Raw genomic sequence first — 23,440 nt, forward strand, 5'->3', positions numbered from 1 at the left:
GGTCCGCTTCCTGAGCGGCGGAACTGCTATGCATCGCCCCGGTACGGCTGAGAGCATCGGACGCGCACCACTCGGACTCCAGCTCGTGCCCGACGGCCTTCCCGGATTCTCGAAGGAGCATGAAGTGCGTGTGAATGTGCGTGTCGGACGGCGCCCGCGACGGGCGGGGTTACGCGCAGTGGCGACAGTCGTGGTGTCCGCGGCCCTCGTCGTGCCCCTCGCGGCGACCCCGTCGAGTGCGAGCACGGTCCACGGGAGTGCGGTCGTACGACAGGACGGCACCGCGGAGAGACGGGCTCAACTGCGTGAGCTGGCACGGGAGTTGGTGGAAGAAGGCGTGCCCGGGGTGACCGTGCGGGTGGACGACGGTCACGGCAGGCCCATCGAGATCTCCGAGCAGGCCGCCTGGACGAAGAAGGACCATCGGCTCGGCGTGGACGACGAGGTGCGGGAAGCCTCCAACACCAAGACCGTGATGGCCACCCTCGTGCTGCAACTGGTCGCCGAGCACAGGCTCGCCCTCACCGACCCGGTCGACAAGTGGCTGCCCGGCCAGGTGCGCAACGGCAGGGCGATCACCCTGCGCATGCTGCTCAACCACACCAGCGGGTTGTTCGACTACACCGACGACCCCGCCCTCGTACCGGCCCTCACCGGCCAGGACCCCCACGTATGGACGTCGAAGGAAATCCTGAGCCTCGTGCGCGGACACCTGGCACTGTTCGAGCCCGGCACCGAGTGGTCGTACAGCAATACCAACTACATCGCGATCGGCGCCGTCCTGGAGAAGGCCACCGGCAAGAGCCTCGCGACGCTGGTGCGGGACCGGATCGCCGGACCCCTGGGGCTCCGGCACACCTTCTACGCCACCGGCCCCGCCTGGCGCGACCGGCACGCGCACGGCTACGAACCCGACGCCGCCCACATGCCGCCGGACGTCCCCGAGGAGTTCAGGAACTACGCCGGACCGCAGCACGACGACCACGTGGACGTCACCGGCGACTACGTCACGGCCGACGGAGCGGATGCCGCGGTCGTGTCCACCGCCGGTGACTGGTCCCGTTTCTACGGCGCGCTGATGTCGGGCCGCCTGCTGCCCGCCGCCCAACTGGCCGAGATGCGCACCACCGTGCCGGAGATCGGGCCGGACGACCCGGACGAACTCGGCTACGGGCTCGGCATCGAGACGGCGAAGACCGACTGCGGCACGGTCTGGGACCACGTCGGCATCGTCCCGGGCTACGCGACCTACAACGTCACCGCCTCCACCGGCCGTCGCACGGCCTCCTTCTTCTTCGCCACGTCCACTCTTCCCACCAGGCAGGCGCACCAGACCGGCGCGGCCCTGATGGACGCGCTCAACTGCGCCGTCTTCGACTGACCGGAGCGGCACCCACCGCTAACGCCAGTGGACCGCCCCGCCGGCCGCGGGCGCCGTCGCCTCGATCTTCACCCTGACCTCCCGCATCACGGCGACGATCCGCCCCTCGTGCTCCGGCGTGAGCCGGACCACCGGCACCGAGCAACTGATCGCGTCCAGCGGCGGGTTGTCGTAGCGCAGCGCGAAGCCGAAGCCGACGATCCCGAGGACGCCCTCCTCGCGGTCGACCGAGTAGCCGCGGGCGCGGATCGCGGCGAGGTCGGCGGCCAACGCCTCGCGCGTGGTGCGGGTGTTGGGGGTCGCGGCCTCGTACGGCCCGGGCGGCAGCTCGGCGTCGTCCCGTTCCGCGAGCAGCGCCTTGCCGAGGGCGCCGACATGCGCGGGCAGCCGCCGCCCCACCCGGCTGATGGTCCGCAGGTACTCGTGCGACTCCCGCGTCGCCAGATAGGCGACGTCCCGCCCGTCCAGCCGCCCGAGGTGGATCGTCTCGCCGAGCGCCTGCGACGCCTCGTCGAGATACGGCCGTACGGTCCGCACCCGCGGGTCGGAGTCCAGATAGCTGGTGCCGGTGAGCAGGGCGTGGATGCCGATGCCGTAGAGCGAGCCGGTGCTGTCGGTGCGGACCCAGCCGTGCGCGATCAGGGTCTGGAGGAGGGCGTACATCGAGCTGCGCGGGACGCCCAGTTCGTCGGCGAGTTCCTGGAGGCGCGCGGGACGGTCGCCGCGCGCGGCGAGCAGTTCGAGCAGCTCGACCGTGCGGGCGGCGGACTTCACCTCGCGGACGCCACCGGGCTCTGACATGGGGAGATGGTAGCGAGCGGTGGCCGAGGCGCGACGGGCCCCATTGACGGGTGCGGTTCGCGTGCCTAACCTTTGTCTTCATACGTGGATGACGTCTACATAGGGAGATGGCCAGGAGATGGCCCAGGTGAACGGCGAAACGGAGACCGTGGTGCGCAGGCTGCGGGACGGGATGGCGGGCGGCGTGCTCTCCTTCCCGCTCACCTCCTTCCACGACGACGGCTCCCTCGACCCCGACGGCTTCCGCGCCCATGTCGCCGCCCAGACCGCCACCGCCCCCGGCGCGATCTTCCCGGCCTGCGGGACCGGCGAGTTCTTCTCGCTCGACGAGGACGAGTACCGCACGGTCGTCACCATCGCGGTGGAGGAGGCGGCCGGCCGTGTGCCCGTCGTCGCCGGCGCCGGCTACGGCTGGGCACAGGCCGCCCGCTTCGCCCGCATCGCCGAGGAGGCCGGCGCCGACGCGCTCCTGGTCCTCCCGCACTACCTCGTCGCCGCCCCGCAGGACGGCCTGGTCGCCCAGCTGGAGCAGCTCGCCGCCCGCACCCGGCTCCCGCTCATCGCCTACCAGCGCGGCCAAGTCGCCTTCACCGCAAGCTCGTTGAAGCGCATCGCACGCATCCCCGGCGTCATCGGCCTCAAGGACGGCCACAGCGACCTCGACCGGCTGCAACGCCTCACCCTCGCCGCCCCCGAGGGCTTCCTCTTCTTCAACGGCGCCTCCACCGCCGAGATCCAGGCCCGCGCCTACGCCACCGTCGGCGTCCCCGCCTACTCCTCCGCCGTCCACGCCTTCGCCCCCGAGATCGCGAACGCCTTCTTCGCCGCGCTGCGGGACGGGGACGAGAAGACCGTCGAGAGGCTGCTGCGCGAGTTCTACGTCCCGTTCGTCGAACTCCGCGACCGGGTACCGGGATACGCCGTCTCGCTCGTCAAAGCGGCGGCACGGCTGCGCGGTCGCCCGGTGGGTCCCGTGCGCGCCCCGCTCACCGACCCCACGGCCGCCGACCTGGCCGACCTCACCGCCCTGCTCACCACCGGACTCGACCTCGTAGGAGCCGCGCTGTGAACCTCACCATCGCCGACGTCCGGCTCACCCCGATCCTGGTCGCCGACCCGCCGCTGCTCAACACCCAGGGCGTCCACCAGCCCTACACCCCCCGCCTGATCGTCGAGATCGAGACCGCCGACGGCATCACCGGCCTCGGCGAGACCTACGGCGACACCAAGTACCTGGAGCTGGCCCGGCCCTACGCCGCGAAACTGATCGGCCGTCAAGTCAGCGATCTCAACGGCCTGTTCACCGTCGCCGACGAGGTCACGGTCGACAGTTCCCGGACCTCCGCACAGGTCGACGTCGGCGGACTGCGCGGCGTCCAGACCGCCGACAAGCTGCGGCTGTCCGTCGTCTCCGCCTTCGAGGTCGCCTGCCTCGACGCCCTCGGCAAGGCACTTGGCCTTCCCGTGCACGCGCTGCTCGGCGGCAAGGTGCGGGACGCCGTGGAGTACAGCGCCTACCTGTTCTACAAGTGGGCCGACCACCCCGAGGGCGTGGCGAGCGAGAAGGACGACTGGGGTGCGGCGATCGACCCGGCCGGAGTCGTCGAGCAGGCACGGAAGTTCAAGGAGCGCTACGGCTTCACCTCCTTCAAGCTCAAGGGCGGAGTCTTCCCGCCCGACGAAGAGATCGCCGCCGTACGGGCGTTGGCCGCGGCCTTCCCCGACCACCCCCTGCGTCTGGACCCCAACGGCGCCTGGTCCGTGGAGACTTCACTGAAGGTCGCGAAGGAACTCGGGGACGTCCTCGAATACCTGGAGGACCCCGCCCTCGGCACCCCCGCCATGGCCGAGGTGTCCGCGGGCACCGACGTGCCGCTCGCCACCAACATGTGCGTGACGACCTTCGCCGAGATCAAGGAAGCCTTCACGCGCGATGCCGTACAGGTCGTCCTCTCCGACCACCACTACTGGGGCGGACTGCGCAACACCCAGCAACTCGCCGCCATCTGCCGCACGTTCGGCGTCGGCATCTCCATGCACTCCAACACCCACCTCGGCATCAGCCTCGCCGCGATGACCCACGTCGCCTCGACCGTGCCGAACCTCCACCACGCCTGCGACTCCCACTACCCCTGGCAGTCCGAGGACGTCCTCACCGAGCGCCTCACCTTCACCGACGCCAAGGTCACCGTCTCCGACGCGCCCGGCCTCGGCGTCGAACTCGACCGCGACAGGCTGGAGTTGCTGCATCAGCGGTGGCTCGACGACGACGGCGCCCTGCGTGCGCGCGACGACGCGGCGGCGATGCGGATCACCGACCCGGAGTGGGTCACCCCCTCGATGCCACGCTGGTAGCAACCGGCCGACCGGATCCGGACGCGCCCGTCACGGGCGGCCGAGCGGCACCCGCCCGCACCCGTACGGCCCGGACCTGCGGCTGCCCGACACCGGCGCGACGGGCGGGTCCGGAGCGGTAGCCGCCCTCACACGTGCCTGGTGGTGCACACTGGCCTGATCCGCATCACGTCAGGGAGCGCACCGTGACCGCGTCCACCGCGTCCACCGGAAAGGGATCGTCGGCCGACCGGGAGAGGAGATCCTGTCCGGCCCAGGTCGATCCCCTCGCCGGACTGCGCGCGCCGGACGACCCGCCCTGGGACGTGTACCTCACCGGCACCGTCTTCCTCGACATCATCTTCACCGGCCTCGAATCCGCCCCCGTGCGCGGCACCGAGTCCTGGGCCCGCGGAATGGGCTCCAGCCCCGGCGGAGTGGCGAACATGGCGACGGCACTCGCCCGCCTCGGCCTGCGCACCTCCCTCGCCGCGGCCTTCGGCGACGACCACTACGGCGAGTACTGCTGGGACGCGCTGGAACAGGGTGAGGGCATCGACCTCTCCACCTCCCGCTCGGTACCCGGCTGGCACTCCCCGGTCACCGTCTCGATGGCCTACGAGGGCGAACGCACGATGGTCTCCCACGGCCACGAGCCGCCCCCGGAGACCGAGTTCAGCGAAGGCGGCGCCCCCGACTGCCCGCCGCGCGCGCGTGCCGCCATCGCCTCCCTCACCCCCGCCAAACAGGCCCCCTGGGTCGCCCAGGCCGCGAGCGAGGGCACCCGGATCTTCGCCGACGTCGGCTGGGACGAGACCGGGGCCTGGGACCTCGCCGGACTCGCCGACCTCGCGCACTGCGAGGCGTTCCTGCCGAACGCCGAGGAAGCCATGCGCTACACCGGCGCCGACTGCCCCCGCGCCGCCGCCCACGCCCTCACCGAACACGTACCCCTCGCCGTCGTCACCCTCGGCGCGGACGGCGCCTACGCCGTGGACCGCCGCACCGGGGAATCGGCCTCGGTCCCGGCCATCGCCGTCGAGGCCCTCGACCCCACCGGCGCGGGCGACGTCTTCGTGGCCGGCTTCGTCACCGGCACCCTGGCCGGTTGGCCGCTCGCCGACCGCCTCGCCTTCGCCGGCCTCACCGCCGCCCTCTCCGTCCAGGAGTTCGGCGGCTCCCTCTCCGCACCGGGCTGGTCCGAGATCGGCGCCTGGTGGCGCAAGGTCCAGTCCGTCGAGGGCCAGGACCCGACCGCCCTGAACCGGTACGCCTTCCTGGCCGGCCTCGTCCCCGAGGAACAGGGCGAGGCCAGTCCCTGGCCGCTGCGGCGGGCGGTGCCGACGATCGGGTTCGGCAGGTCGACGTAGGGGAGGCGGGGGCGGGTGGCTGTGCGCCTGCCCCGGGCTGGGCCGGGTTGCGTTGGGCGAACCGTTCCTGCTCCGTTCGGATCAGCAGGACCCCGCCCGCTCCACCACCCCGACGACCTCTTCCCGTACGGCCTCGAAGACCGCCTCCGGCAAGGTGCCGAGCGGTGTGAGCGCCAGGGCACCGAGCATCCGGCGGACATCGGTGTCGTAGGGGACGGCCTCGCTCAGCACGTCGTACCCGTCACGCACGGCGACCCGCAGAGTGAGCCGTTCCGCCCCCGTCACGGCGACCGCGACCACGAACGGAACTTCACCCCGCAGCACACCGGTCAGCTTGCGATAACCGGTGGCCACCGGCTCCCGCCAGCGCAGACTCAGCAGCAGCGGGCGCTTCGCCAGCAACTCGGCGAGGTCGGTCTCGACGGGGCCGTCCGGTTCCAGCACCATCGCGCGGGCGTCCAGCACCAGCGCGGGCGGCAGCAGACAGCGCAGCGTGCTGCCCACTATGTTCCCGCCGACCGTCGCGGTCCGGCGCACCGCACCCGTCCCCACCCCGGCCGCCGCCCGCCGCAGCACCTCCGGCACCCGCGCATCGATCTCGTGCAGCAGTACGGCCGCGCCCAGCGTCCCGTCCCCGATCACCTTCGCCTCGGGCACCTCCCGCAGCGACACCGCCTGCTCCGGGAACCCGTCCCGTTGCCAGGACGCCCACACGAGCGTCGCCCCACCGACGGGCACCGCCCCCTCGGCCAGACACTCCTGCGCTTCGGACACGGACGTGGGCAGACGCACGAACACAGCGGCCGACCTGCTTTCCCTGCATGACTCACCTGACGGACATAGCGCATTGTCCGTACATACGAGGGGGCGCGAACAGGGCTCACGGCGTCACCCTGTGCACGCTCCCTGCGCCGGGCAAGCCGCCGGGAACACGCGCGTCTCCCCGGTATTTCGTGGCCCGACGGTCACCGAAAAGCCCTACGGCGTTGTCAGTGGCCCGGCGTACCCTGGAAATCACCAGGCCGCCCTTGTGGCGGGCGAGTCGTTTCGAGGAGGACGAGCAAGGCCTACAGAGCCGGCCCATGACTCAGACACCCACAGCTCACACCCCCGCGCAGGGACAGGCGAGAGCAGAGATCACCGTCCCCGCCCAGCACGCCATGGTGACCCTCCTGGGATCCGGCGACGCTCTCCTGCGGGTGATCGAGAAGGCCTTCCCGGCGGCCGACATCCACGTCCGGGGCAATGAGATCAGCGCGGTCGGCGATGCCCGTGAAGTCGCCCTCATCCAGCGCCTGTTCGACGAGATGATGCTGGTGCTCCGCACCGGGCAGCCGATGACGGAGGACGCAGTGGAACGCTCGATCGCCATGCTCAGGGCGAGCGAGAACGGGGATGGCCCTGAGGAGACACCGGCCGAGGTGCTCACCCAGAACATCCTGTCCTCGCGAGGCCGCACGATCCGCCCCAAGACCCTCAACCAGAAGCGCTACGTCGACGCGATCGACAAGAACACGATCGTCTTCGGCATCGGCCCCGCCGGCACCGGCAAGACCTACCTCGCCATGGCCAAGGCCGTCCAGGCCCTCCAGGCCAAGCAGGTCGACCGCATCATCCTGACCCGCCCGGCGGTCGAGGCGGGCGAGCGGCTGGGATTCCTCCCGGGCACGCTCTACGAGAAGATCGACCCGTACCTGCGCCCGCTCTACGACGCGCTGCACGACATGCTGGACCCGGACTCGATCCCGAAGCTGATGGCGGCGGGGACGATCGAGGTGGCGCCGCTGGCTTATATGAGGGGCCGCACCCTTAATAGTGCTTTCATCATCCTGGACGAGGCCCAGAACACAAGCCCCGAGCAGATGAAGATGTTCCTCACGCGGCTCGGGTTCGAGTCGAAGATCGTGATCACCGGTGACGTGACGCAGGTCGACCTGCCGAGCGGCACGAAGTCGGGGCTGCGGCAGGTGCAGGACATCCTGGAGGGGCTCGACGACGTGCACTTCTCCCGCCTGTCGTCGGCGGACGTCGTACGGCACAAGCTGGTCGGCCGTATCGTCGACGCGTACGAGAAGTACGACAGCGAGAACGGTACGGAGAACGGCACCCACAAGGGTGCCCGTGACAAGCGGAAGTAGATCAGCACGACCATGTCGATCGACGTCAACAACGAGTCCGGAACCGAGGTCGACGAGCAGGCGATCCTCGACATCGCCCGTTACGCGCTCGCGCGGATGCGCATCCACCCGCTCTCCGAACTCTCGGTGATCGCAGTGGACGCCGACGCCATGGAGCAGCTCCACATCCAGTGGATGGACCTGCCCGGGCCGACCGATGTCATGTCCTTCCCGATGGACGAACTGCGTCCGCCGAGCAAGGACGACGAGGAGCCTCCGCAGGGGCTCCTCGGTGACATCGTGCTGTGCCCGGAGGTCGCCACGAAGCAGGGGGCCGAGGCCGAGACGCAGCACTCCATGGACGAGGAGCTCCAACTCCTCACCGTCCACGGTGTGTTGCACCTCCTCGGGTACGACCACGAGGAGCCCGACGAGAAGGCCGAGATGTTCGGTCTGCAGGCGGCGATCGTGGACGGCTGGCGGGCGGAGAAGGGCCACGACGGCCCGTCCCCGGCGCCGACGGTCTCCTAGGGCACCGGGGCACCGTCTCCCATGAGTCCTCAGATCGTCGTCGGCGCCATCGCCCTGGTCGTGGTCGCCTGGCTCGCCGCCTGCGCGGAGGCGGGCCTCGCGCGCGTCTCCAGCTTCCGCGCCGAGGAGGCCGTACGGTCCGGTCGGCGCGGCAGCGCGAAGCTCGCGCAGGTCGCCGCCGACCCGACCCGCTATCTCAACGTGGCCCTGCTGGTCAGGGTGGTCTGCGAGATGGCCGCCGCCGCGCTGGTCACCTACGAGTGCCTTCAGGAGATCCACGGGACCGCGCCCGCGCTGCTCGCCGCGATCGGCGTGATGGTCCTCGTGTCGTACGTCGCGGTGGGGGTGTCCCCGCGCACCATCGGGCGGCAGCATCCGCTGAACACGGCCACGGCGGCGGCGTACGTGCTGCTGCCGCTCGCGCGGATCATGGGCCCGATCCCGTACCTCCTGATCCTCATCGGCAACGCGCTCACCCCCGGGAAGGGTTTCCGGCGCGGTCCGTTCGCGTCCGAGGCCGAGCTGCGGGCGCTGGTGGACCTCGCCGAGAAGGAGTCGCTGATCGAGGACGAGGAGCGCCGGATGGTGCACTCGGTCTTCGAACTCGGCGACACCCTCGTGCGCGAAGTCATGGTCCCCCGCACGGACTTGGTGGTCATCGAGCGGTACAAGACGATCCGTCAGGCCCTCACCCTCGCGCTGCGCTCCGGCTTCTCGCGGATCCCGGTGACGGGGGAGAGCGAGGACGACATCGTCGGGATCGTGTATCTGAAGGACCTGGTCCGCAAGACGCACATCAGCCGCGACGCCGAGTCCGAGCTGGTCTCGACGGCCATGCGGCCCGCGAGCTTCGTGCCGGACACCAAGAACGCGGGTGATCTGCTGCGCGAGATGCAGCAGGAGCGCAATCACGTCGCCGTCGTGATCGACGAGTACGGCGGCACGGCCGGCATCGTCACCATCGAGGACATCCTGGAGGAGATCGTCGGCGAGATCACCGACGAGTACGACCGGGAGCTGCCTCCGGTGGAGGAGCTGGGCGACGACCGCTACCGGGTGACCGCCCGCCTCGACATCGGCGACCTGGGCGAGCTGTACGGCTTCGAGGCCTACGACGACGAGGACGTGGAGACGGTCGGCGGACTGCTTGCCAAGGCCCTGGGCCGCGTCCCGATCGCCGGTGCCTCCTCCGTCGTAGAACTGCCCGACGGGCGCGAACTGCGGCTGACGGCGGAGGCCTCGGCCGGGCGGCGGAACAAGATCGTGACGGTGCTGGTGGAGCCGGTGGGGGTGGCTGACCCGGCCGAGGAGGAGGCGAAACCGGAGTGAGTCCCGAGGAACTGCGCGCGTTCTGCCTGTCGTTCAACGCGGCGGTGGAGGACTTCCCCTTCAGCCCCGAGATGTCCGTCTTCAAGGTGCTGGGCAAGCTCTTCGCCCTGACCCGGCTGGACGGGCGGCCCCTCACGGTCAACCTCAAGTGCGACCCGGAGGACGCGATCCGGCTCCGGGAGGAGCACGAGGGGCTGATCATCCCCGGGTACCACATGAACAAGCGGCACTGGAACACGGTGACGGTGGACGGGGGACTCCCGGACCGGCTCCTGAAGGAGCTGATCGAGGACTCGTACGACCTGGTCGTCGCGGGGCTGCCGCGTGCGGAACGGCTCCGCCTCGACCGGCCCTGAGGGACGCGCGGGACCGGTCCTTCGTATGCTCTGTGCATGACCGAGAGCAGCGCGCTTGACCCCGAGGACCGCAAGATCGTCACCCTGGCCCGTTCGGCCCGGGCCCGCAATGGTGTGCCCGAGGGGGCCGCGGTGCGGGACGAGACCGGGCGGACGTATGTCGCCGGGACGGTCGCCCTTGAGTCGCTGAAACTGAGCGCGCTGCAGACGGCGGTGGCGATGGCGGTGGCGTCCGGGGCGAAGTCCTTGGAGGCGGCGGCGGTGGTGACGGAGGCGGAGTCCGCGTCCGCCGAGGACCGGGCGGCGGTACGGGATCTGGGTGGGCCGGAGACGCCTGTGCACTTGGCTTCGCCGGACGGGAATGTTCGGCTGACGGTCGCTGCGGGCTGAGATGGTGCCGGGGGCTCCGCCCCCAGACCCCCGATCGGCCCTGAAGGGGCCTCGTCCTCAGACTCCCCCAGAGGGGGGACCCCCAACGGGCTGATCCACACCCATGTCCAAAAAGTTGCCGTCCAGATTTCGCCCTTGCTCTCCCCCCGTCTCCCGCGCATCAATGGAACCGTAAGTTCCGACGGACCGTCAGATTCTGCTCGCGTGGCGCACCGCACCGCGTCCGTGAGTGGGGCTGAGGTGTTTCTCCCGTCCATCCCCACATGGCATTCCCAGACTCGGGAAGGGAACCGGATCCATGAAAGGCAAGCTGAGAAGCAAGCGAATCGGAACGGGTGCGGCACTGGTGACGGGGGTCCTCGCGGCCACCTCGCTGGCGTTCGCGCCCAGCGCGCTCGCCGTCACTCCCCAGACGGCGACGATCACCGCGAGCTGCGGCATCTTCGGCGGCGGCGCGGCCACCATCACGGCCACGCAGGACGGTACGGCGGCCACGGTCACCGTCAACTCGTCCATCACCGCTCCGCTGGCCCTGGCGCAGAACTCGATCGCCTCCACCTTCACCTTCGTGAACGCGAGCGGCGGCACGACCGTCTTCAGCGGGACGGTGAACCCGGCCATGGCGACCGGCGACGCCGTCACCGTCGGTCCGCTCAGTGGCACCGTCGCCTCCGGTGACAGCCTGGAGGCGTACGGCGGCTCGCTGAAGATGACCATCTTCGGTATCGCCGTGACCTGTACGGCCACCGGAGCGCAGTCGCCGGGTCCGTTCGTGTTCGACTGAGAAGTCACCCGACAAATCCCCCCACGGGCTCAACTGGGCCGTCAACTCCCGCTGTTGGGCGGGAGCTGACGGCCCATCAGTTTATTTGTCCGTCTCCATTGACTTCTCACGCGATCCCCACATCAATGCCCCCTGTGGGCGCGGACGAGCCGCTGTGCCCACCGTCCTCAGGAGGGGGCACAGCCATGGCTACGACATCCCGAAGACGCCGTTGGGCGTCGTTGCTCGGGGTGACCGCGCTCGCGGTCGCCACGGGCGGCGCGCTGGCCTGTCCGGCCGGCGCGTCGACGAACGTGGACTTCGCCACGCACTGCATCCCGCCGGCGGTCGCGGGCATCCCGCCGATCGACGGCACCACGACCGCCGCGATCACGGTGGACAACACCGCGCCGAAGGTCGGCGACACGGTCACCGTGACGTACACGGTGGTCAAGCCGGCCGCCAGCAACCCGACCGCGATCGCCCTGCCGGCCGACATCATGACGCCCACCGGGAAGGTCACCCTCGGCGGTGCCCAGACCGGCAGCGTCACGGTCGCCGGGCCCAAGAAGAACGACCCGGTGCCCGGCAACGGCGCCTTCCCGTCGTTCTCCATGACCGGCACCTTCACGGTCACCACTCCGGGCGCGATCACCCTCTCGCCCGGCGACTACAACATCCACACCAGCTACATCCTGGAGCTGGACACCCCCTGCACGGTGACGAACCCGCCGGCGCCGGTCTCGGAGACGGTCACCGCGACCGCCACCGTTCCGGTCAACACCCGTGCGATCAGCCTGAGTTCGGCCTCCGGCAACGCCGGTGACAGTGTCACCGTCACCGGCAGCAACTTCACGCCGGGTGCCACCGTGACCCTGGCCGGGCGGTCCGGCAGCGCCCAGACCGCGGACACGGCGACCGTCACGGCCACCGGCGCCGGCGCCATCAGCGGCTCGCTCACCGTCAACGACAAGACGACGACCGGGATCGTGGCGTACGAGGGCAGTGCGTGGAGTGCCGATCTGGGTGCCGGTCCGGCCGCCTATGTCGTCAACGACACCACGCCCGTTCCGCCGGGGAGTCAGAAGCTGACGACCACCGTCAAGGCGGGCAGTCTGTCGATGTCGCAGGCCGGGGACGCCGTGGGCCTCTCCGCCGTCGACTTCGGCAAGGGCGGTGCCTCCACGGGCGCCCTCAACACGGTGACGGTCCAGGACTTCCGCGGCGGACCCGCGGGCTGGTCCCTGACCGGCAAGGTCACCGACTTCACCGGTCCCGGCGCCAAGATCGATGCCGGGGCGCTGAGTTGGACTCCCGCCTGCGCCACCAAGGCGGGCAGCCCGAGCACCTGTGTCGCCGGTTCGGCGGGCACGGTGGGCAGTTCGGGAGCGACGCTCGCGTCCACGCCCGACGGTACGGTCACCGGCGGCCAGTTCACCGCCGACGCCGGACTCTCCCTGAACGTACCGGCGTTCACGCCTCCGGGCTCGTACTCCGGCGTTCTGACGCTCACGCTCACCTGACCGTCCGAACTCACCTCCGGTGGCCGGGCGCCCGCACCCGCCCGACCGCCGCACACCACGTCCGTGGGGGTCCGCACCCATGCGCAAGCTGTATGTCCTCCTCCTGAGCCTGTGTTTCGGCGTGCTCGCCGCGCCGTCTTCCCATGCCGCCGACAACGGCAGTTGGTCCGTGTACCCGGCCGCCTCGCAGATCGCCGCGCGGCCGTACTTCTATCTCTCCGCCGATCCCGGCCAGACCATCCAGGACAAGGTGGTCGTCGCCAACAAGACGGCGAAGCCCCTCACCTTCCGCCTCTACGCGGCCGACGCCTACAACACCGCGCGCGACGGCGGGTTCGCCGTACGGACGGTGAAGGAGACGATGCGGGGCGTCGGCGCGTGGGCGAAGCCCGCCAAGTCCCGGGTAACTGTGCCCGCCCACAAGACAGTCACCGTGCCGTTCACCCTGCACGTGCCCGAAGGGGCCGAACCCGGCGATCACCCGGGCGCGTTGGTGGCGCTGGACGAACGCGTCGACAAGGGCGACGGCTCACTCGCGCTCGGCGTGCAGCGGGCCGTGGGCGCCCGCGTCTATCTCCGGGTCAGCGGTCCGACGCTCCCCGCGCTCGCCGTCGAACACGTCCACATCGCCCATCACCAGCCGCTGGTACCGGGGTTGGGCAGCAGCGACGCGACGATCTCCTACACGCTGCACAACACCGGCAACGTCACCCTCGACCCGAAGGTGACCCTGAAGGCGCAGGGTCTCTTCGGCCGGACGCTGCTCTCACGCGGACTCACCCGTATCCCGGCCGAGTTGCTCCCCGGGCAGAGCGTGAAGCTGACCGAGCCGTGGAAGGGATCGCCCCAACTCGACTGGGGCGACATCACGTTGACCGCGAGCGCGCCGGGCACCAAACAGTCGGCGAGCGCGTCGTTCTTCGCGCTGCCCTGGCTCGCGGCGGCGCTGCTGCTCGCGGTCGGGTTCGTCGGGGGAGTGCTGGCGGTCAGAGCGCGTCGGGGCCGCGCTCGCCCGTCCGTACCCGTACGACCGTCTCGACCGGCATCGACCACACCTTCCCGTCCCCGATCTTCCCCGTCTGCGCGGCCTTGACGATCGCTTCGATCACGGCTTCCGAGTCCGCGTCGTCGACGACGACCTCGATCCGCACCTTGGGCACGAGGTCGACGCGGTACTCGGCGCCCCGGTACACCTCGGTGTGCCCGCGCTGCCGGCCGTAGCCGCTGGCCTCGGTGACGGTCAGGCCGTGCACACCGAGCTCCTGGAGCGCCGTCTTGACCTCGTCGAGGCGGTACGGCTTGACGATCGCGGTGATGAGCTTCATGGCTGGGACGTGACCTTCTGAAGGGAGGGGACGGACGGGCTGACCGGGGCTCCGTGCCCCAGGACGCCGTGATCGTATGCGGTCTCGGCGTGCACCGTAAGGTCCAGACCCGTCCGCTCCTCCTCTTCACTCGCCCGCAGCCCCATCACCCGGTCGAGCACCTTCCCGATCCCGTACGTCACGAGAAACGCGTACGCCCCTACGGCGACCACGGCCACCAGCTGCCTGCCGAGCTGGGCGAGCCCGCCGCCGTAGAGCAGGCCCTCCGCGCCGCCGGTCATCGAGGTGACCGCGAAGACGCCGATCAGGAGGGTGCCGATCACGCCGCCGACCAGGTGGACGCCGACGACGTCGAGCGAGTCGTCGTAGTTGAGCCTGAACTTCCAGCCGACCGCGTACGAGCAGACCGCACCGGCGGCGAGGCCGACGACCAGTGCGCCGAGGAGCGAGACCGAGCCGCAGGACGGGGTGATCGCGACCAGGCCGGCGACCGCGCCCGAGGCCGCGCCCAGGGTGGTCGGGTGGCCGTCGCGCTTCTGCTCGACGAAGAGCCAGCCGAGGAGGCCGGTGCAGCCGGCGGCGAGGGTGTTGAGGAAGGCCGCGGCGGCGAGGCCGTTGGCGCCGAGCGCGGAGCCCGCGTTGAACCCGAACCAGCCGAACCAGAGCAGGCCCGCGCCCAGCATGACCATGGGGAGGTTGTGCGGGCGCATGGCGTCTTTTTTGAAGCCGAGGCGGGGGCCGACGACCAGGCACAGGGCCAGCCCGGAGGCTCCGGACGTGATCTCGACCGGGAGGCCGCCCGCGAAGTCGAGGGCGCCGAGGTGCGCCGCGATCCAGCCGCCCGGGCCCCACACCCAGTGCGCGACGGGAACGTATACGAGCAGCGCCCAGACGGGCACGAAGACCAGCCATGCCCCGAACCGCACCCGGTCGGCCACCGCGCCGCTGATCAGCGCGGCCGTGATGATCGCGAAGGTGAGCTGGAAGGTGGCGAAGAGGAGGGTGGGCACGGTGCCGTGGACGGAGTCCGGGCCGAGGCCCGCCATGCCGGCGTGTTTGAGGCCGCCGATGAGCCCGCCGCCGATGTCGTCGCCGAAGGCGAGCGAGTACCCGGCCGCCAGCCACACCACCGTGACCAGGGCGATCGACACGAAACTCATCATCAGCATGTTGAGGACGCTCTTCGTGCGGACCATGCCGCCGTAGAAGAGGGCCAGGCCCGGGGTCATCAGCAGGACCAGGGCGGTGGCGGCGAGCAGCCAGGCGGTGTCGCCGGTGTCGATACGCCCGGCGGCGAGTGCGGCGGCGGGGGTCACGGTCGTCACGGTCGTCTCCAACGGTGTGGGGGCTCGTCAGAGGGTCACCGGCCCGGGTTTCCGGTTGTGCACGTCCGTGTTTCCGTGACGTTTCATTGCGTCGGGGTTACCGAAAGCTCACCGTGTGAGGCTCCGGTGGACTGTTGTGCGGCGGGGGCCTGTGGATCAGGGACAATGGGCGCCATGAGCGTTCGTACCCCGTCATCCAAGCCGTCTGACTCGTCGGAGGCTCCCCACCGCGCCGGCTTCGCCTGCTTCGTGGGCCGCCCCAACGCGGGCAAGTCCACCCTTACGAATGCTCTGGTCGGCCAGAAGGTGGCGATCACCGCCAACCAGCCGCAGACCACGCGGCACACGGTCCGCGGCATCGTCCACCGGCCGGACGCGCAGCTGATCCTGGTCGACACGCCTGGCCTGCACAAGCCGCGCACGCTGCTCGGGCAGCGGCTCAACGACATCGTCCGTACGACGTGGGCCGAGGTCGACGTCATCGGCTTCTGCCTGCCGGCGAACGAGAAGCTGGGCCCGGGTGACCGTTTCATCGCGAAGGAACTGGCGTCGATCAAGAAGACGCCGAAGATCGCGATCGTCACGAAGACCGACCTGGTCGACTCCAAGACCCTCGCCGAGCAGCTCATCGCCATCGACCAGCTCGGCAAGGAGCTGGGCTTCGAGTGGGCGGAGATCGTGCCGGTGTCGGCGGTCGCGGACCAGCAGGTGGATCTGCTCGCCGACCTCCTCATCCCGCTGCTGCCCGAGGGCCCTGCCCTCTACCCCGAGGGCGACCTCACCGACGAGCCCGAGCAGGTCATGATCGCGGAGTTGATCCGCGAGGCCGCGCTGGAGGGTGTGCGGGACGAGCTGCCCCACTCCATCGCCGTCGTCGTCGAGGAGATGCTGCCGCGCGAGGACCGGCCGGCCGACAAGCCGCTCCTCGACATCCACGCCTTCGTCTACATCGAGCGGCCGAGCCAGAAGGGCATCATCATCGGCCCGAAGGGCGCGCGGCTGAAGCAGGTCGGGATCAAGTCGCGCAAGCAGATCGAGGCGTTGCTGGGGACTCCGGTGTTCCTGGACCTGCATGTGAAGGTCGCGAAGGACTGGCAGCGGGATCCTCGGCAGTTGCGGAAGTTGGGGTTCTAGAGGGGGAGTTGGGGGTTCTGAGGAGTTTTCTCGCCCCCGCCGCCCCTACCCGTCCCATCCTTCTGGGGCTCCGCCCCAGACCCCGCTCCTCAGACGCCGGAGAGGCTGAGTCGATGCCGGCCGGAGCTTGACCTTTCAGCCCGTCCGGCGTTTGAGGACGAGGCCCCTTCAGGGCCGATGGGGGTCTGGGGGCGCAGCCCCCAGAGGGGCGGGAGTCATGTCCTGCACGCCTATCACCCGCAGCAGCTGCAAGCGCTCGTAGGACTCCGTCCCCGGGCGCGCCGTGTGGATGATCAGCAGGTGGTGGGCGTCCTGGTTCAGGAGGACCTCGCAGTCCAGTTCCAGGAGGCCGACCAGCGGGTGGCGGAAGCGCTTCGTGGACTGCCGTCGTACGGCCACCTCGTGCTGGTCCCACAGGTGGGCGAACTCCTCGCTGCCCGCCCGTAGTTCGGTCACCAGCGCGGCCGGTTCCGGGTCGTCGGGGCGGGCCGCGGCCACCGCCCGGAGGTTCGCCACGTGGGCGCGCGCGTGCTCCGGGATGTCCTCAGGCGGGAACGGTTCCCGCGAGGCGGGGTCCAGGAAGAAGCGGCGGAGCATGTTGCGTTCCCGGGGCGGGCGGGCGAACGCGTCGCCCGACAGCGCCCGTGCCATCGCGTTCTGCGCGATCACCTCACCGCAGTCGCTCGACACATGCGCCGGGGTGTCGTGCAGCCGGTCCAGGACGAGGAGGAGGGCCGGCCGCAGGTGTGCGGTTCCGCCTCCCCGGCGCGGGGGTTCCTCTCCCGTCAGGTGGAAGAGGTGGTCGCGTTCGTCGTCGGTGAGGCGGAGCGCCAGCGCCAGCGCCGTGAGCATCTGGCGGGACGGGCGCGGGCCCCGGGACTGTTCGAGCCGCGTGTAGTAGTCCACGGACATCCCGGCGAGTTGCGCCACCTCCTCGCGGCGCAGGCTGGGCGTACGGCGGCGGGCGCCGGCCGTGAGGCCCACGTCGGAGGGGTCCAGGCGGGCCCGGCCCCGGCGCAGGAAGTCGGCGAGTTCGGCTCGGTTCACGCTTCCAGCGTGCGGCAGTCCGCCCGGCTTATCCAGGGAGTGCCGATCCCCTGATCGGAAGGTCTCTCCCGGCCGCGGTCCGGCTGCCCAAAGCTGATCGGGACGAGACGAGAGGAGCACATGATGCTGACACTGGTGACAGGCGCGACGGGACAGGTCGGCCGACGCTTCGTACCGAGGCTGCTGGCGCAGACCCGGCAGGGGGAGCGGGTACGGGTCCTGGTCCGCGACGAGGCCCGCGGCGAACCCTTCGCCGAGCTGGGCGCCGAGGTCGTACTCGGTGACCTGCGGGACGAGACGGCACTCGGAAAGGCGGTGTCCGGCGCCGACGCGGTCGTGAACGTCGCCGCGTCCTTCCGCGGGGTCCCGGACGAGGAGGCCTGGGCCGTCAACCGCGACGCGGCGGTGGCCCTGGGGACGGCCGCGGTGGCCTCCGGCGTACGGCGCTTCGTGCAGGTCAGCACCGGGCTCGTGTACGGCGGCGGGCGGGGCCGTCCGATGACCGAGGACGACGAGATCCGGCCCGGCGGCAGGATGTGGGGCGCCTACCCGGAGTCGAAGGTGGCCGCCGAACGCGAACTCCTCGCCCTCGACACCATGGACGTACGCGTCGCCCGCCTCCCCTTCGTCTACGGCGAAGGCGATCCGCACCTCGCCAACTCCCTGATGTGGGCGAGCAATTGGGCAGCGGCCCAGCGCCTCCAGATGGGCCACCACGCGGACGTGGCCCAGGGCCTGCTGCGGCTGCTGTACGCGCCGGGAGTCGCCGGCCGGATCTACAACATCGCCGACGACGCGCCGGTGACGGCGGTCGAGCTGCACCTGCTGAACGGCGTGGACATCCCCGCGGACATGCACACCCGCACCGACCCCGACCCCTGGTTCGGCGTCATGTCGACGGAGCGGATCCGCCGGGAGCTGGGCTACCGCCCGCTGTATCCGACGGTGTGGGCTGCGCGGGACGCGGGCGCGCTCTGACGGTGGCTCAGAGGGGGATGACCTTGACCCGCTGACCACCGCACAGCTTCGTCAGGTCGTCGACGTCCGAAGTGAGGATGGCGACGGGGCCGGGCTGATTGAGCGCGGTGACTGCGACAGTGGCGTCGATCGCGTACTTGTGACCGTGCAGCCCGGTGTCCTTGAGGAGCTTCGCGGCGGCCTTGGCGAGCTGCTCGGTGACAGGCTCGACTTTGACACGGGACAGGGCCCAGTTCAGCCTCGGCATGTTCGTACCCGCGTGAGTCGCCTCGATGATGCTGTTGGCCGACACGACAAGGTTGGCCTCGGAGTGCAGAAGCGCCTTGAACAGTGCGGCGGTCTTTCGGTCTTGGGCCGTCCAGGCCGAGAGTCCTTCGTAATCAAGGACAATGGTCGCGATCTGTGTCACGCGGCTTCCTGGTTCGTGTCGGCAGCGCCGTTGAGGCGGGCGAAGGCTTCGGCCATCTCCTCTTCGGTGAACGCCCCGTGCTCCTCCTCGTAACGGCGTAGGTCCTCGGCGAGCAGTTCACGGCGAACTCTGGAGGCGAGCGCCTCCGCCGCGAATCCGGAGATGTTGTCAGTGAGCTCGCGCGCAGCCTCCACGAGCTCCTCGGGCACGGTGATGGTGATCTTCTTGCTGGCCATACGTCGACCATACCGCGATATGGCACACGCTGGCCTGCGTTTCAGTCCACCCCCCGAATCCGCCGCACCAGCAACGCCCCCGCCATCCCGATCACCGCCGACACCAGATACAGCACCCGGTACCCGCCCAGATAGGTCACGATCGGCGCGGCCAGGGCGGGGGCCGCGACCTGGGGGAGGGCGTTGGCGACGTTGATGACGCCGAGGTCCTTGCCGCGGTCCAGGGCCTTCGGGAGGACGTCCGTCATCAGGGCGAAGTCGACCGAGGTGAAGACGCCGAAGCCGATGCCCAGGAGGGCCGCCGAGGCCACCGCGCCCGGCCAGGTCTGCCAGCCCGCGAGGACCGCCGTCGCCACCGCCATCAGCACGCCGGACCAGATCACGAACGGCTTGCGGCGGCCGACCCGGTCGGACCACACCCCGCCGACCACGACCGTGGCGAGCAGCGTGAGGCCGTTCACGGCCGTCAGGATCAAGACCCCCTGGTCCGGGTCGTGGTAGTGCAGGCGGTCGCGCAGGTAATACAACAGATACAGCAGCACCAGCGCGTTGCTCAGGTTGATCAGGAAGCGGGTCAACCATGCCCAGCCCAGGTCGGGATAGCGGCGCGGGCTCAGCCAGAAGCCCTTCACGAAACCCCGCCAGGACCACAACGGCCGGTCCGCGGGCCGGAGTTGCAGGTCCTTGTGGCGCAGGACGTACGGCAGCACGCCCACCGCCGTGAACACCGCGCACGCCACGTAGCCCGCCCCGATGCCCCCGGCCGCCGTGGCAAGGCCCGTTCCGCCGACCACGCCCAGGATCTGCGCGGCGCCCAACCAGCCGCCCACAGAGCCCCGTTGGAGGCGCGGCACGCGGTCGGGGACGGCCGCCGTGACCGCCGCGAAGGCCGCGTTCAGGGTGAGCTGGACCAGGCACCAGCCGGCCGCCATCGTCCACACCCCGCCCGCACCCGCGAGCAGCAGCAACGACAGCGCCCCGCCCGCCGACCCGGCCACGATCCACGGCGTACGGCGGCCCCACCGCGATGTCGTACGGTCCGACAGCGCGCCGAAGAGCGGATTGGCGACCAGGGACACCAGCGCGCCCGCGCCGGTCACCCACGCCAGCATCGTCTCCTTGGACATGCCGGTGCCGGGTGCGAAGTCCTTGGCCTGGGAGGCCAGCAGGATCTGCAGCGGGCCGTACCAGCCCACCCAGATCGCCCCGTTGGCGAGCGAGAGCGCGGAGGTCCAGCCCCGGCCGACGCGTTCGACGGGTTCGGCGAGGGCGCTGGGTGCGGAGACCGCGTCTGCCGCGTCCGCCGCGTCGGCCGTCGTCATCCCTGTCCCCGCTCTCTCTGGGCCCGCAGCAGGCCCTGGAACCAGCCGTACGACGCCTTCGGGGTGCGCGCCAACGTCTCGTAGTCGACGTGGACGAGGCCGAAGCGGCGCTCGTAGCCCTCCGCCCACTCGAAGTTGTCGAGGAGCGACCACACGAAGTAGCCGCGGACGTCCACGCCCGCCTCCAACGCCCCGTGCAGCGCCCGGACATGACCGTCGAGGTAGGCGATCCGGTCCTGGTCGTCGAGGCCGTTGTAGGAGCAGCCGTTCTCGGTGATGACGACGGGTGGGAGGCGGTCGGCGTAGCGGTCGTGGAAGGTGGTGAGGAGTTCGGTGAGGCCCTCGGGGACCACCGGCCAGCCGAAGTCGGTGACCGGGACGTCCTCGATCTCCCTTACCGAGAAGGGGAGTTCGGCCGGGAGAGTCAGGCCGCCGAACTCGATCTCGGCGCCCTGGGGTGCGCCGACCCGGCTCGGCGCGTAGTAGTTGATGCCGTACCAGTCGATCGGCTCGGCGATCACCTTCAGGTCGGAGTCGACGTCGCCCGGCATCAACTCGCCGAGTCCGGAAGGGTATTCACCCAGCAACAGCGGTTCCGCGAACAGGCGGTTCAGCAGCAGGTCGTAGAAGTTCGCCGCCTCGATGTCCTCCGGCTCCTGGGAGGCCGGCCAGGTCGGGCCGTGGGAGTTGGCGATCCCGATGTCGTCGGCACCGGCCGCGCGCAGGGCCCGTACCGCCAGGCCGTGGGCGAGGAGTTGGTGGTGGGCGACCGGGAGCGCGTCGAAGAGCAGGGTCTTGCCCGGGGCGTGGGCGCCCAGCGCGTGTCCCAACAGGGTGTGTTCCGCGGGCTCGTTGAGGGTGATCCACTTCTTCACCCGGTCGCCCAGGCGGTCGGCGACCACCGACACGTACTCCGCGAAACGCGAGGCCGTGTCCCGCTCCAGCCAGTCAAGACCGACCGGGAGGTCCCAGTGGAACAGGGTGGGGACCGGGCGGACGCCCGCCGCGAGCAGGTCGTCGACGAGACGGTCGTAGAAGTCGAGGCCGCCGGGGGAGTTCACCCGCGGCCAGGAGATCGAGAAGCGGTACGCGTCCACGCCCAGGCCGGCCAGGAGGGCCACGTCCTCGCCGTGGCGGTGGAAGTGGTCGCAGGCCACCGCCGCCGTCGAACCGTCCTTGATCCGGCCCGGCTCGGCCTCGAACACGTCCCATACGGAGGGCTCGCGCTCGTCGGCCGCGCCCTCGATCTGGTGGGCCGAGGTCGAGACGCCCCAGAGGAAATCGGCCGGGAACCGAGGTATCGGGTTGCCTGCATCAGTCGCCATGCGCCGGATCATCCGTACCGGTGGTAACGGGTGTCAACGGGCGGGCGTGAACAAGCAGTTACGCACCTTCCTTCAACACCCTCTGGATCAGCGTCCGTTGCTCCTCCGTAAGCCTGGGGTCGGCCGTGTACACGGTCTTCCCGTCCACCGTGATCTCGTAGTGGAAGCCGTCCGGGACACCGGACTTGGGCGTGCGCTGGCCGTCGGCGACCGCCCGTTCGGCCAGCGCGTGCCACTCATGGGCGTCGGGCCGCGCCGAGGTGTCGACCTCGCCGCGGCGCTCGATGCCACCGAAACCGCCCGTGCGCCGTACCTGAATACGCATGGGTCCTGTCTAGTACGGATACGGGTCCGGCGCGACTACGACGTGGGCACCCCGACCTGTTCCCACGCCTTCTGCACGGCCTGCAGTTCCTCGCCGCCGTCCCCGAACCGGGTCTTCGCGGCGGCCACGGTGAGGGTGGCGAAGTCCGTGAACAGGGCGTCCTTCTTGAGTTCGCCGCCGGTCAGCACGTCGTACCAGATCTGTCCGGCCTTCTCCCAGGCGTGCCCGCCGAGCGCGTCGGCGACCAGGTAGAAGGCGTGGTTGGGGATGCCGGAGTTGAGGTGCACACCGCCGTTGTCGCGCCCGGTCTTGATGAAGCCGTCCATCGTCGCGGGCTGCGGGTCCTTGCCGAGGGCGTCGTCGTCGTAGGCCGTGCCCGGGGCCTTCATGGAGCGCAGGGCGACGCCGGTGACGCGCGGGGCGAGCAGGCCCGCGCCGATCAGCCAGTCGGCCTCGGCGGCGGTCTGGCCGAGCGAGTACTGCTTGATGAGCGATCCGAAGACGTCGGAGATCGACTCGTTCAGGGCGCCGGACTGGCCGAAGTAGGTCAGGTTCGCGGTGTACTGCGTGACGCCGTGGGTGAGTTCGTGGCCGATGACGTCGACCGGGATGGTGAAGTCGAGGAACAGCTCGCCGTCGCCGTCGCCGAACACCATCTGCTCGCCGTTCCAGAACGCGTTGTCGTACTTCACGTCGTAGTGGACGGACGCGTTGAGCGGCAGGCCCTCGCCGTCGATGGAGTGCCGGTTGAAGGCGTTGAGGTACAGCTCGAAGGTGGCGCCGAGGCCCGCGTAGGCGCGGTTGACGGTCGCGTCCTTGCCCGGGTCCGAGCCCTCGGCGCGGACCTTCTTTCCGGGCAGGTCCTGCTTGTGCTTGGCGTCGTAGATCGTGCGCCGTGGCTTGTCCGTCTCGGTGGGCGCGGCGAGCGTCGGCGCGCCGAGCACGGTGGTCAGCCGGCGGTGGGTGCGCTCGTAGGCGTCGCGCTCCAGGGTCTCGCGGGCGGGACCGGCGAGCGCGGGGTCCTCGTGCTGGGCGAGCTTGTCGAGGACATGCGGTGGGACGATCGTGCAGAAGACGGGCTCGAAGCCCCCGTGTGTCGTCATGGCGGCACCTTGGCAC

At 70.4% G+C, this 23,440-nt stretch carries 25 protein-coding genes; 14 read left to right on the forward strand and 11 right to left on the reverse strand.

Going from position 1 to position 23,440, the window contains the following annotated elements; translation table 11 throughout:
- The first annotated feature begins 178 nt into the window (after positions 1-178).
- Positions 179-1,381: a serine hydrolase domain-containing protein gene (locus ACIBJH_RS10585; RefSeq protein WP_399116472.1), complete on the forward strand. Its 1,203-nt coding sequence runs from the start codon at positions 179-181 to the stop codon at positions 1,379-1,381.
- 18 nt (positions 1,382-1,399) lie between these two features.
- Here ACIBJH_RS10585 and ACIBJH_RS10590 read toward each other — a convergent pair whose 3' ends face one another.
- Positions 1,400-2,182, reverse strand: a complete 783-nt coding sequence (locus tag ACIBJH_RS10590; protein ID WP_399116473.1) for an IclR family transcriptional regulator — start codon at positions 2,180-2,182, stop codon at positions 1,400-1,402.
- A gap of 118 nt (positions 2,183-2,300) precedes the next feature.
- Between ACIBJH_RS10590 and ACIBJH_RS10595 the strand changes: the two genes are divergently transcribed.
- The 3 genes from ACIBJH_RS10595 (at position 2,301) to ACIBJH_RS10605 (ending at position 5,886) form a co-directional block, all read left to right on the forward strand.
- A complete protein-coding gene (locus tag ACIBJH_RS10595; protein ID WP_399116474.1) occupies positions 2,301-3,251 on the forward strand; it encodes a 5-dehydro-4-deoxyglucarate dehydratase in 951 nt (316 codons plus the stop codon).
- Positions 3,248-4,537 carry a glucarate dehydratase family protein gene (locus ACIBJH_RS10600; protein ID WP_399116475.1) on the forward strand — a complete coding sequence of 430 codons (1,290 nt, stop codon included), beginning with the start codon at positions 3,248-3,250 and terminating at the stop codon, positions 4,535-4,537. The genes ACIBJH_RS10595 and ACIBJH_RS10600 overlap by 4 nt, the downstream gene beginning before the upstream one ends.
- 185 nt (positions 4,538-4,722) lie before the next feature.
- Positions 4,723-5,886 (forward strand): carbohydrate kinase family protein, encoded by a 1,164-nt coding sequence (locus ACIBJH_RS10605; protein ID WP_399116476.1) that lies wholly within the window; start codon positions 4,723-4,725, stop codon positions 5,884-5,886.
- 81 nt (positions 5,887-5,967) lie between these two features.
- Here ACIBJH_RS10605 and ACIBJH_RS10610 read toward each other — a convergent pair whose 3' ends face one another.
- Positions 5,968-6,684: an FAD binding domain-containing protein gene (locus ACIBJH_RS10610; protein WP_399116477.1), complete on the reverse strand. Its 717-nt coding sequence runs from the start codon at positions 6,682-6,684 to the stop codon at positions 5,968-5,970.
- Between the two features lie 284 nt (positions 6,685-6,968).
- On the opposite strand from ACIBJH_RS10610, the gene ACIBJH_RS10615 reads away from it, so the two are divergent.
- The 8 genes from ACIBJH_RS10615 to ACIBJH_RS10650 all read left to right on the forward strand — a co-directional run bounded on the left by ACIBJH_RS10615 (position 6,969) and on the right by ACIBJH_RS10650 (position 13,988).
- Positions 6,969-8,024 (forward strand): PhoH family protein, encoded by a 1,056-nt coding sequence (locus ACIBJH_RS10615; protein WP_200712893.1) that lies wholly within the window; start codon positions 6,969-6,971, stop codon positions 8,022-8,024.
- 12 nt (positions 8,025-8,036) lie between these two features.
- On the forward strand, positions 8,037-8,534 hold the full coding sequence (gene ybeY / locus ACIBJH_RS10620; RefSeq protein ID WP_399116478.1) for an rRNA maturation RNase YbeY: 498 nt from the start codon (positions 8,037-8,039) through the stop codon (positions 8,532-8,534).
- A 21-nt stretch (positions 8,535-8,555) separates the two neighbouring features.
- Positions 8,556-9,863 carry a hemolysin family protein gene (locus ACIBJH_RS10625; RefSeq protein WP_399116479.1) on the forward strand — a complete coding sequence of 436 codons (1,308 nt, stop codon included), beginning with the start codon at positions 8,556-8,558 and terminating at the stop codon, positions 9,861-9,863.
- On the forward strand, positions 9,860-10,219 hold the full coding sequence (locus ACIBJH_RS10630; RefSeq protein WP_399116480.1) for an MmcQ/YjbR family DNA-binding protein: 360 nt from the start codon (positions 9,860-9,862) through the stop codon (positions 10,217-10,219). The genes ACIBJH_RS10625 and ACIBJH_RS10630 overlap by 4 nt, the downstream gene beginning before the upstream one ends.
- 36 nt (positions 10,220-10,255) lie before the next feature.
- Entirely contained in the window at positions 10,256-10,609 is a 354-nt protein-coding gene (locus tag ACIBJH_RS10635; protein WP_399116481.1) for a cytidine deaminase, read from the forward strand.
- 298 nt (positions 10,610-10,907) lie between these two features.
- Positions 10,908-11,393 carry a hypothetical protein gene (locus ACIBJH_RS10640; RefSeq protein ID WP_366091620.1) on the forward strand — a complete coding sequence of 162 codons (486 nt, stop codon included), beginning with the start codon at positions 10,908-10,910 and terminating at the stop codon, positions 11,391-11,393.
- 185 nt (positions 11,394-11,578) lie between these two features.
- Entirely contained in the window at positions 11,579-12,895 is a 1,317-nt protein-coding gene (locus tag ACIBJH_RS10645; protein WP_399116482.1) for a beta-xylosidase, read from the forward strand.
- 79 nt (positions 12,896-12,974) lie between these two features.
- Positions 12,975-13,988, forward strand: coding sequence for a WxL protein peptidoglycan domain-containing protein (locus tag ACIBJH_RS10650; protein ID WP_399116483.1), 1,014 nt, complete (start codon positions 12,975-12,977; stop codon positions 13,986-13,988).
- Here the strand turns inward: ACIBJH_RS10650 and ACIBJH_RS10655 are convergent.
- Entirely contained in the window at positions 13,882-14,220 is a 339-nt protein-coding gene (locus tag ACIBJH_RS10655) for a P-II family nitrogen regulator (RefSeq protein WP_201049101.1), read from the reverse strand. The genes ACIBJH_RS10650 and ACIBJH_RS10655 overlap by 107 nt on opposite strands.
- On the reverse strand, positions 14,217-15,557 hold the full coding sequence (locus ACIBJH_RS10660; protein ID WP_399116484.1) for an ammonium transporter: 1,341 nt from the start codon (positions 15,555-15,557) through the stop codon (positions 14,217-14,219). Before ACIBJH_RS10660 ends, ACIBJH_RS10655 begins: the two co-directional genes overlap by 4 nt.
- Positions 15,558-15,710: 153 nt before the next feature.
- Between ACIBJH_RS10660 and era the strand changes: the two genes are divergently transcribed.
- On the forward strand, positions 15,711-16,679 hold the full coding sequence (gene era, locus ACIBJH_RS10665; RefSeq protein WP_200712884.1) for a GTPase Era: 969 nt from the start codon (positions 15,711-15,713) through the stop codon (positions 16,677-16,679).
- A gap of 168 nt (positions 16,680-16,847) precedes the next feature.
- Here the strand turns inward: era and ACIBJH_RS10670 are convergent, their stop codons facing one another.
- A complete protein-coding gene (locus ACIBJH_RS10670) occupies positions 16,848-17,726 on the reverse strand; it encodes a helix-turn-helix transcriptional regulator (protein ID WP_399116485.1) in 879 nt (292 codons plus the stop codon).
- Between the two features lie 123 nt (positions 17,727-17,849).
- Between ACIBJH_RS10670 and ACIBJH_RS10675 the strand changes: the two genes are divergently transcribed.
- The gene (locus ACIBJH_RS10675) at positions 17,850-18,704 is read left to right on the forward strand and encodes an NAD-dependent epimerase/dehydratase family protein (RefSeq protein WP_399116919.1); all 855 of its coding nucleotides are present in this window, start codon (positions 17,850-17,852) and stop codon (positions 18,702-18,704) included.
- Positions 18,705-18,711: 7 nt separating this feature from the next.
- On the opposite strand, the gene ACIBJH_RS10680 is transcribed toward ACIBJH_RS10675, so the two are convergent.
- The 6 genes from ACIBJH_RS10680 to ACIBJH_RS10705 are packed head-to-tail and all read right to left on the reverse strand — an operon-like array spanning position 18,712 to position 23,424.
- Positions 18,712-19,113 (reverse strand): PIN domain-containing protein, encoded by a 402-nt coding sequence (locus ACIBJH_RS10680; protein ID WP_399116486.1) that lies wholly within the window; start codon positions 19,111-19,113, stop codon positions 18,712-18,714.
- Positions 19,110-19,349: a type II toxin-antitoxin system CcdA family antitoxin gene (locus ACIBJH_RS10685; RefSeq protein WP_399116487.1), complete on the reverse strand. Its 240-nt coding sequence runs from the start codon at positions 19,347-19,349 to the stop codon at positions 19,110-19,112. The genes ACIBJH_RS10680 and ACIBJH_RS10685 overlap by 4 nt, the downstream gene beginning before the upstream one ends.
- Positions 19,350-19,390: 41 nt before the next feature.
- The gene (locus ACIBJH_RS10690; protein ID WP_399116488.1) at positions 19,391-20,671 is read right to left on the reverse strand and encodes an MFS transporter; all 1,281 of its coding nucleotides are present in this window, start codon (positions 20,669-20,671) and stop codon (positions 19,391-19,393) included.
- Positions 20,668-22,008, reverse strand: a complete 1,341-nt coding sequence (locus tag ACIBJH_RS10695) for a GH1 family beta-glucosidase (RefSeq protein ID WP_399116489.1) — start codon at positions 22,006-22,008, stop codon at positions 20,668-20,670. The genes ACIBJH_RS10690 and ACIBJH_RS10695 overlap by 4 nt, the downstream gene beginning before the upstream one ends.
- 46 nt (positions 22,009-22,054) lie before the next feature.
- A complete protein-coding gene (locus ACIBJH_RS10700) occupies positions 22,055-22,321 on the reverse strand; it encodes a protealysin inhibitor emfourin (protein WP_200712879.1) in 267 nt (88 codons plus the stop codon).
- 35 nt (positions 22,322-22,356) lie between these two features.
- On the reverse strand, positions 22,357-23,424 hold the full coding sequence (locus ACIBJH_RS10705; RefSeq protein ID WP_399116490.1) for a M4 family metallopeptidase: 1,068 nt from the start codon (positions 23,422-23,424) through the stop codon (positions 22,357-22,359).
- Between the last annotated feature and the right edge of the window lie 16 nt (positions 23,425-23,440).

The organism is Streptomyces sp. NPDC050548 (genome assembly GCF_044457385.1).
Taxonomy (GTDB): Bacteria; Actinomycetota; Actinomycetes; order Streptomycetales; family Streptomycetaceae; genus Streptomyces.

What these genes read in the sequence shown, in the direction of transcription:
- ACIBJH_RS10625 (WP_399116479.1), top strand. Translation starts at nt 8,556, where the DNA reads ATGAGTCCTCAGATCGTCGTCGGCGCCATCGCCCTGGTCGTGGTCGCC.
- ACIBJH_RS10695 (WP_399116489.1), bottom strand. Translation starts at nt 22,008, where the DNA reads ATGATCCGGCGCATGGCGACTGATGCAGGCAACCCGATACCTCGGTTC.
- ACIBJH_RS10635 (WP_399116481.1), top strand. Translation starts at nt 10,256, where the DNA reads ATGACCGAGAGCAGCGCGCTTGACCCCGAGGACCGCAAGATCGTCACC.
- ACIBJH_RS10675 (WP_399116919.1), top strand. Translation starts at nt 17,850, where the DNA reads ATGCTGACACTGGTGACAGGCGCGACGGGACAGGTCGGCCGACGCTTC.
- ACIBJH_RS10700 (WP_200712879.1), bottom strand. Translation starts at nt 22,321, where the DNA reads ATGCGTATTCAGGTACGGCGCACGGGCGGTTTCGGTGGCATCGAGCGC.
- ACIBJH_RS10645 (WP_399116482.1), top strand. Translation starts at nt 11,579, where the DNA reads ATGGCTACGACATCCCGAAGACGCCGTTGGGCGTCGTTGCTCGGGGTG.
- ACIBJH_RS10650 (WP_399116483.1), top strand. Translation starts at nt 12,975, where the DNA reads ATGCGCAAGCTGTATGTCCTCCTCCTGAGCCTGTGTTTCGGCGTGCTC.
- ACIBJH_RS10690 (WP_399116488.1), bottom strand. Translation starts at nt 20,671, where the DNA reads ATGACGACGGCCGACGCGGCGGACGCGGCAGACGCGGTCTCCGCACCC.
- ACIBJH_RS10655 (WP_201049101.1), bottom strand. Translation starts at nt 14,220, where the DNA reads ATGAAGCTCATCACCGCGATCGTCAAGCCGTACCGCCTCGACGAGGTC.
- ACIBJH_RS10705 (WP_399116490.1), bottom strand. Translation starts at nt 23,424, where the DNA reads ATGACGACACACGGGGGCTTCGAGCCCGTCTTCTGCACGATCGTCCCA.
- ACIBJH_RS10590 (WP_399116473.1), bottom strand. Translation starts at nt 2,182, where the DNA reads ATGTCAGAGCCCGGTGGCGTCCGCGAGGTGAAGTCCGCCGCCCGCACG.
- ACIBJH_RS10595 (WP_399116474.1), top strand. Translation starts at nt 2,301, where the DNA reads ATGGCCCAGGTGAACGGCGAAACGGAGACCGTGGTGCGCAGGCTGCGG.
- ACIBJH_RS10640 (WP_366091620.1), top strand. Translation starts at nt 10,908, where the DNA reads ATGAAAGGCAAGCTGAGAAGCAAGCGAATCGGAACGGGTGCGGCACTG.
- ybeY (WP_399116478.1), top strand. Translation starts at nt 8,037, where the DNA reads ATGTCGATCGACGTCAACAACGAGTCCGGAACCGAGGTCGACGAGCAG.
- ACIBJH_RS10685 (WP_399116487.1), bottom strand. Translation starts at nt 19,349, where the DNA reads ATGGCCAGCAAGAAGATCACCATCACCGTGCCCGAGGAGCTCGTGGAG.
- ACIBJH_RS10615 (WP_200712893.1), top strand. Translation starts at nt 6,969, where the DNA reads ATGACTCAGACACCCACAGCTCACACCCCCGCGCAGGGACAGGCGAGA.
- era (WP_200712884.1), top strand. Translation starts at nt 15,711, where the DNA reads ATGGGCGCCATGAGCGTTCGTACCCCGTCATCCAAGCCGTCTGACTCG.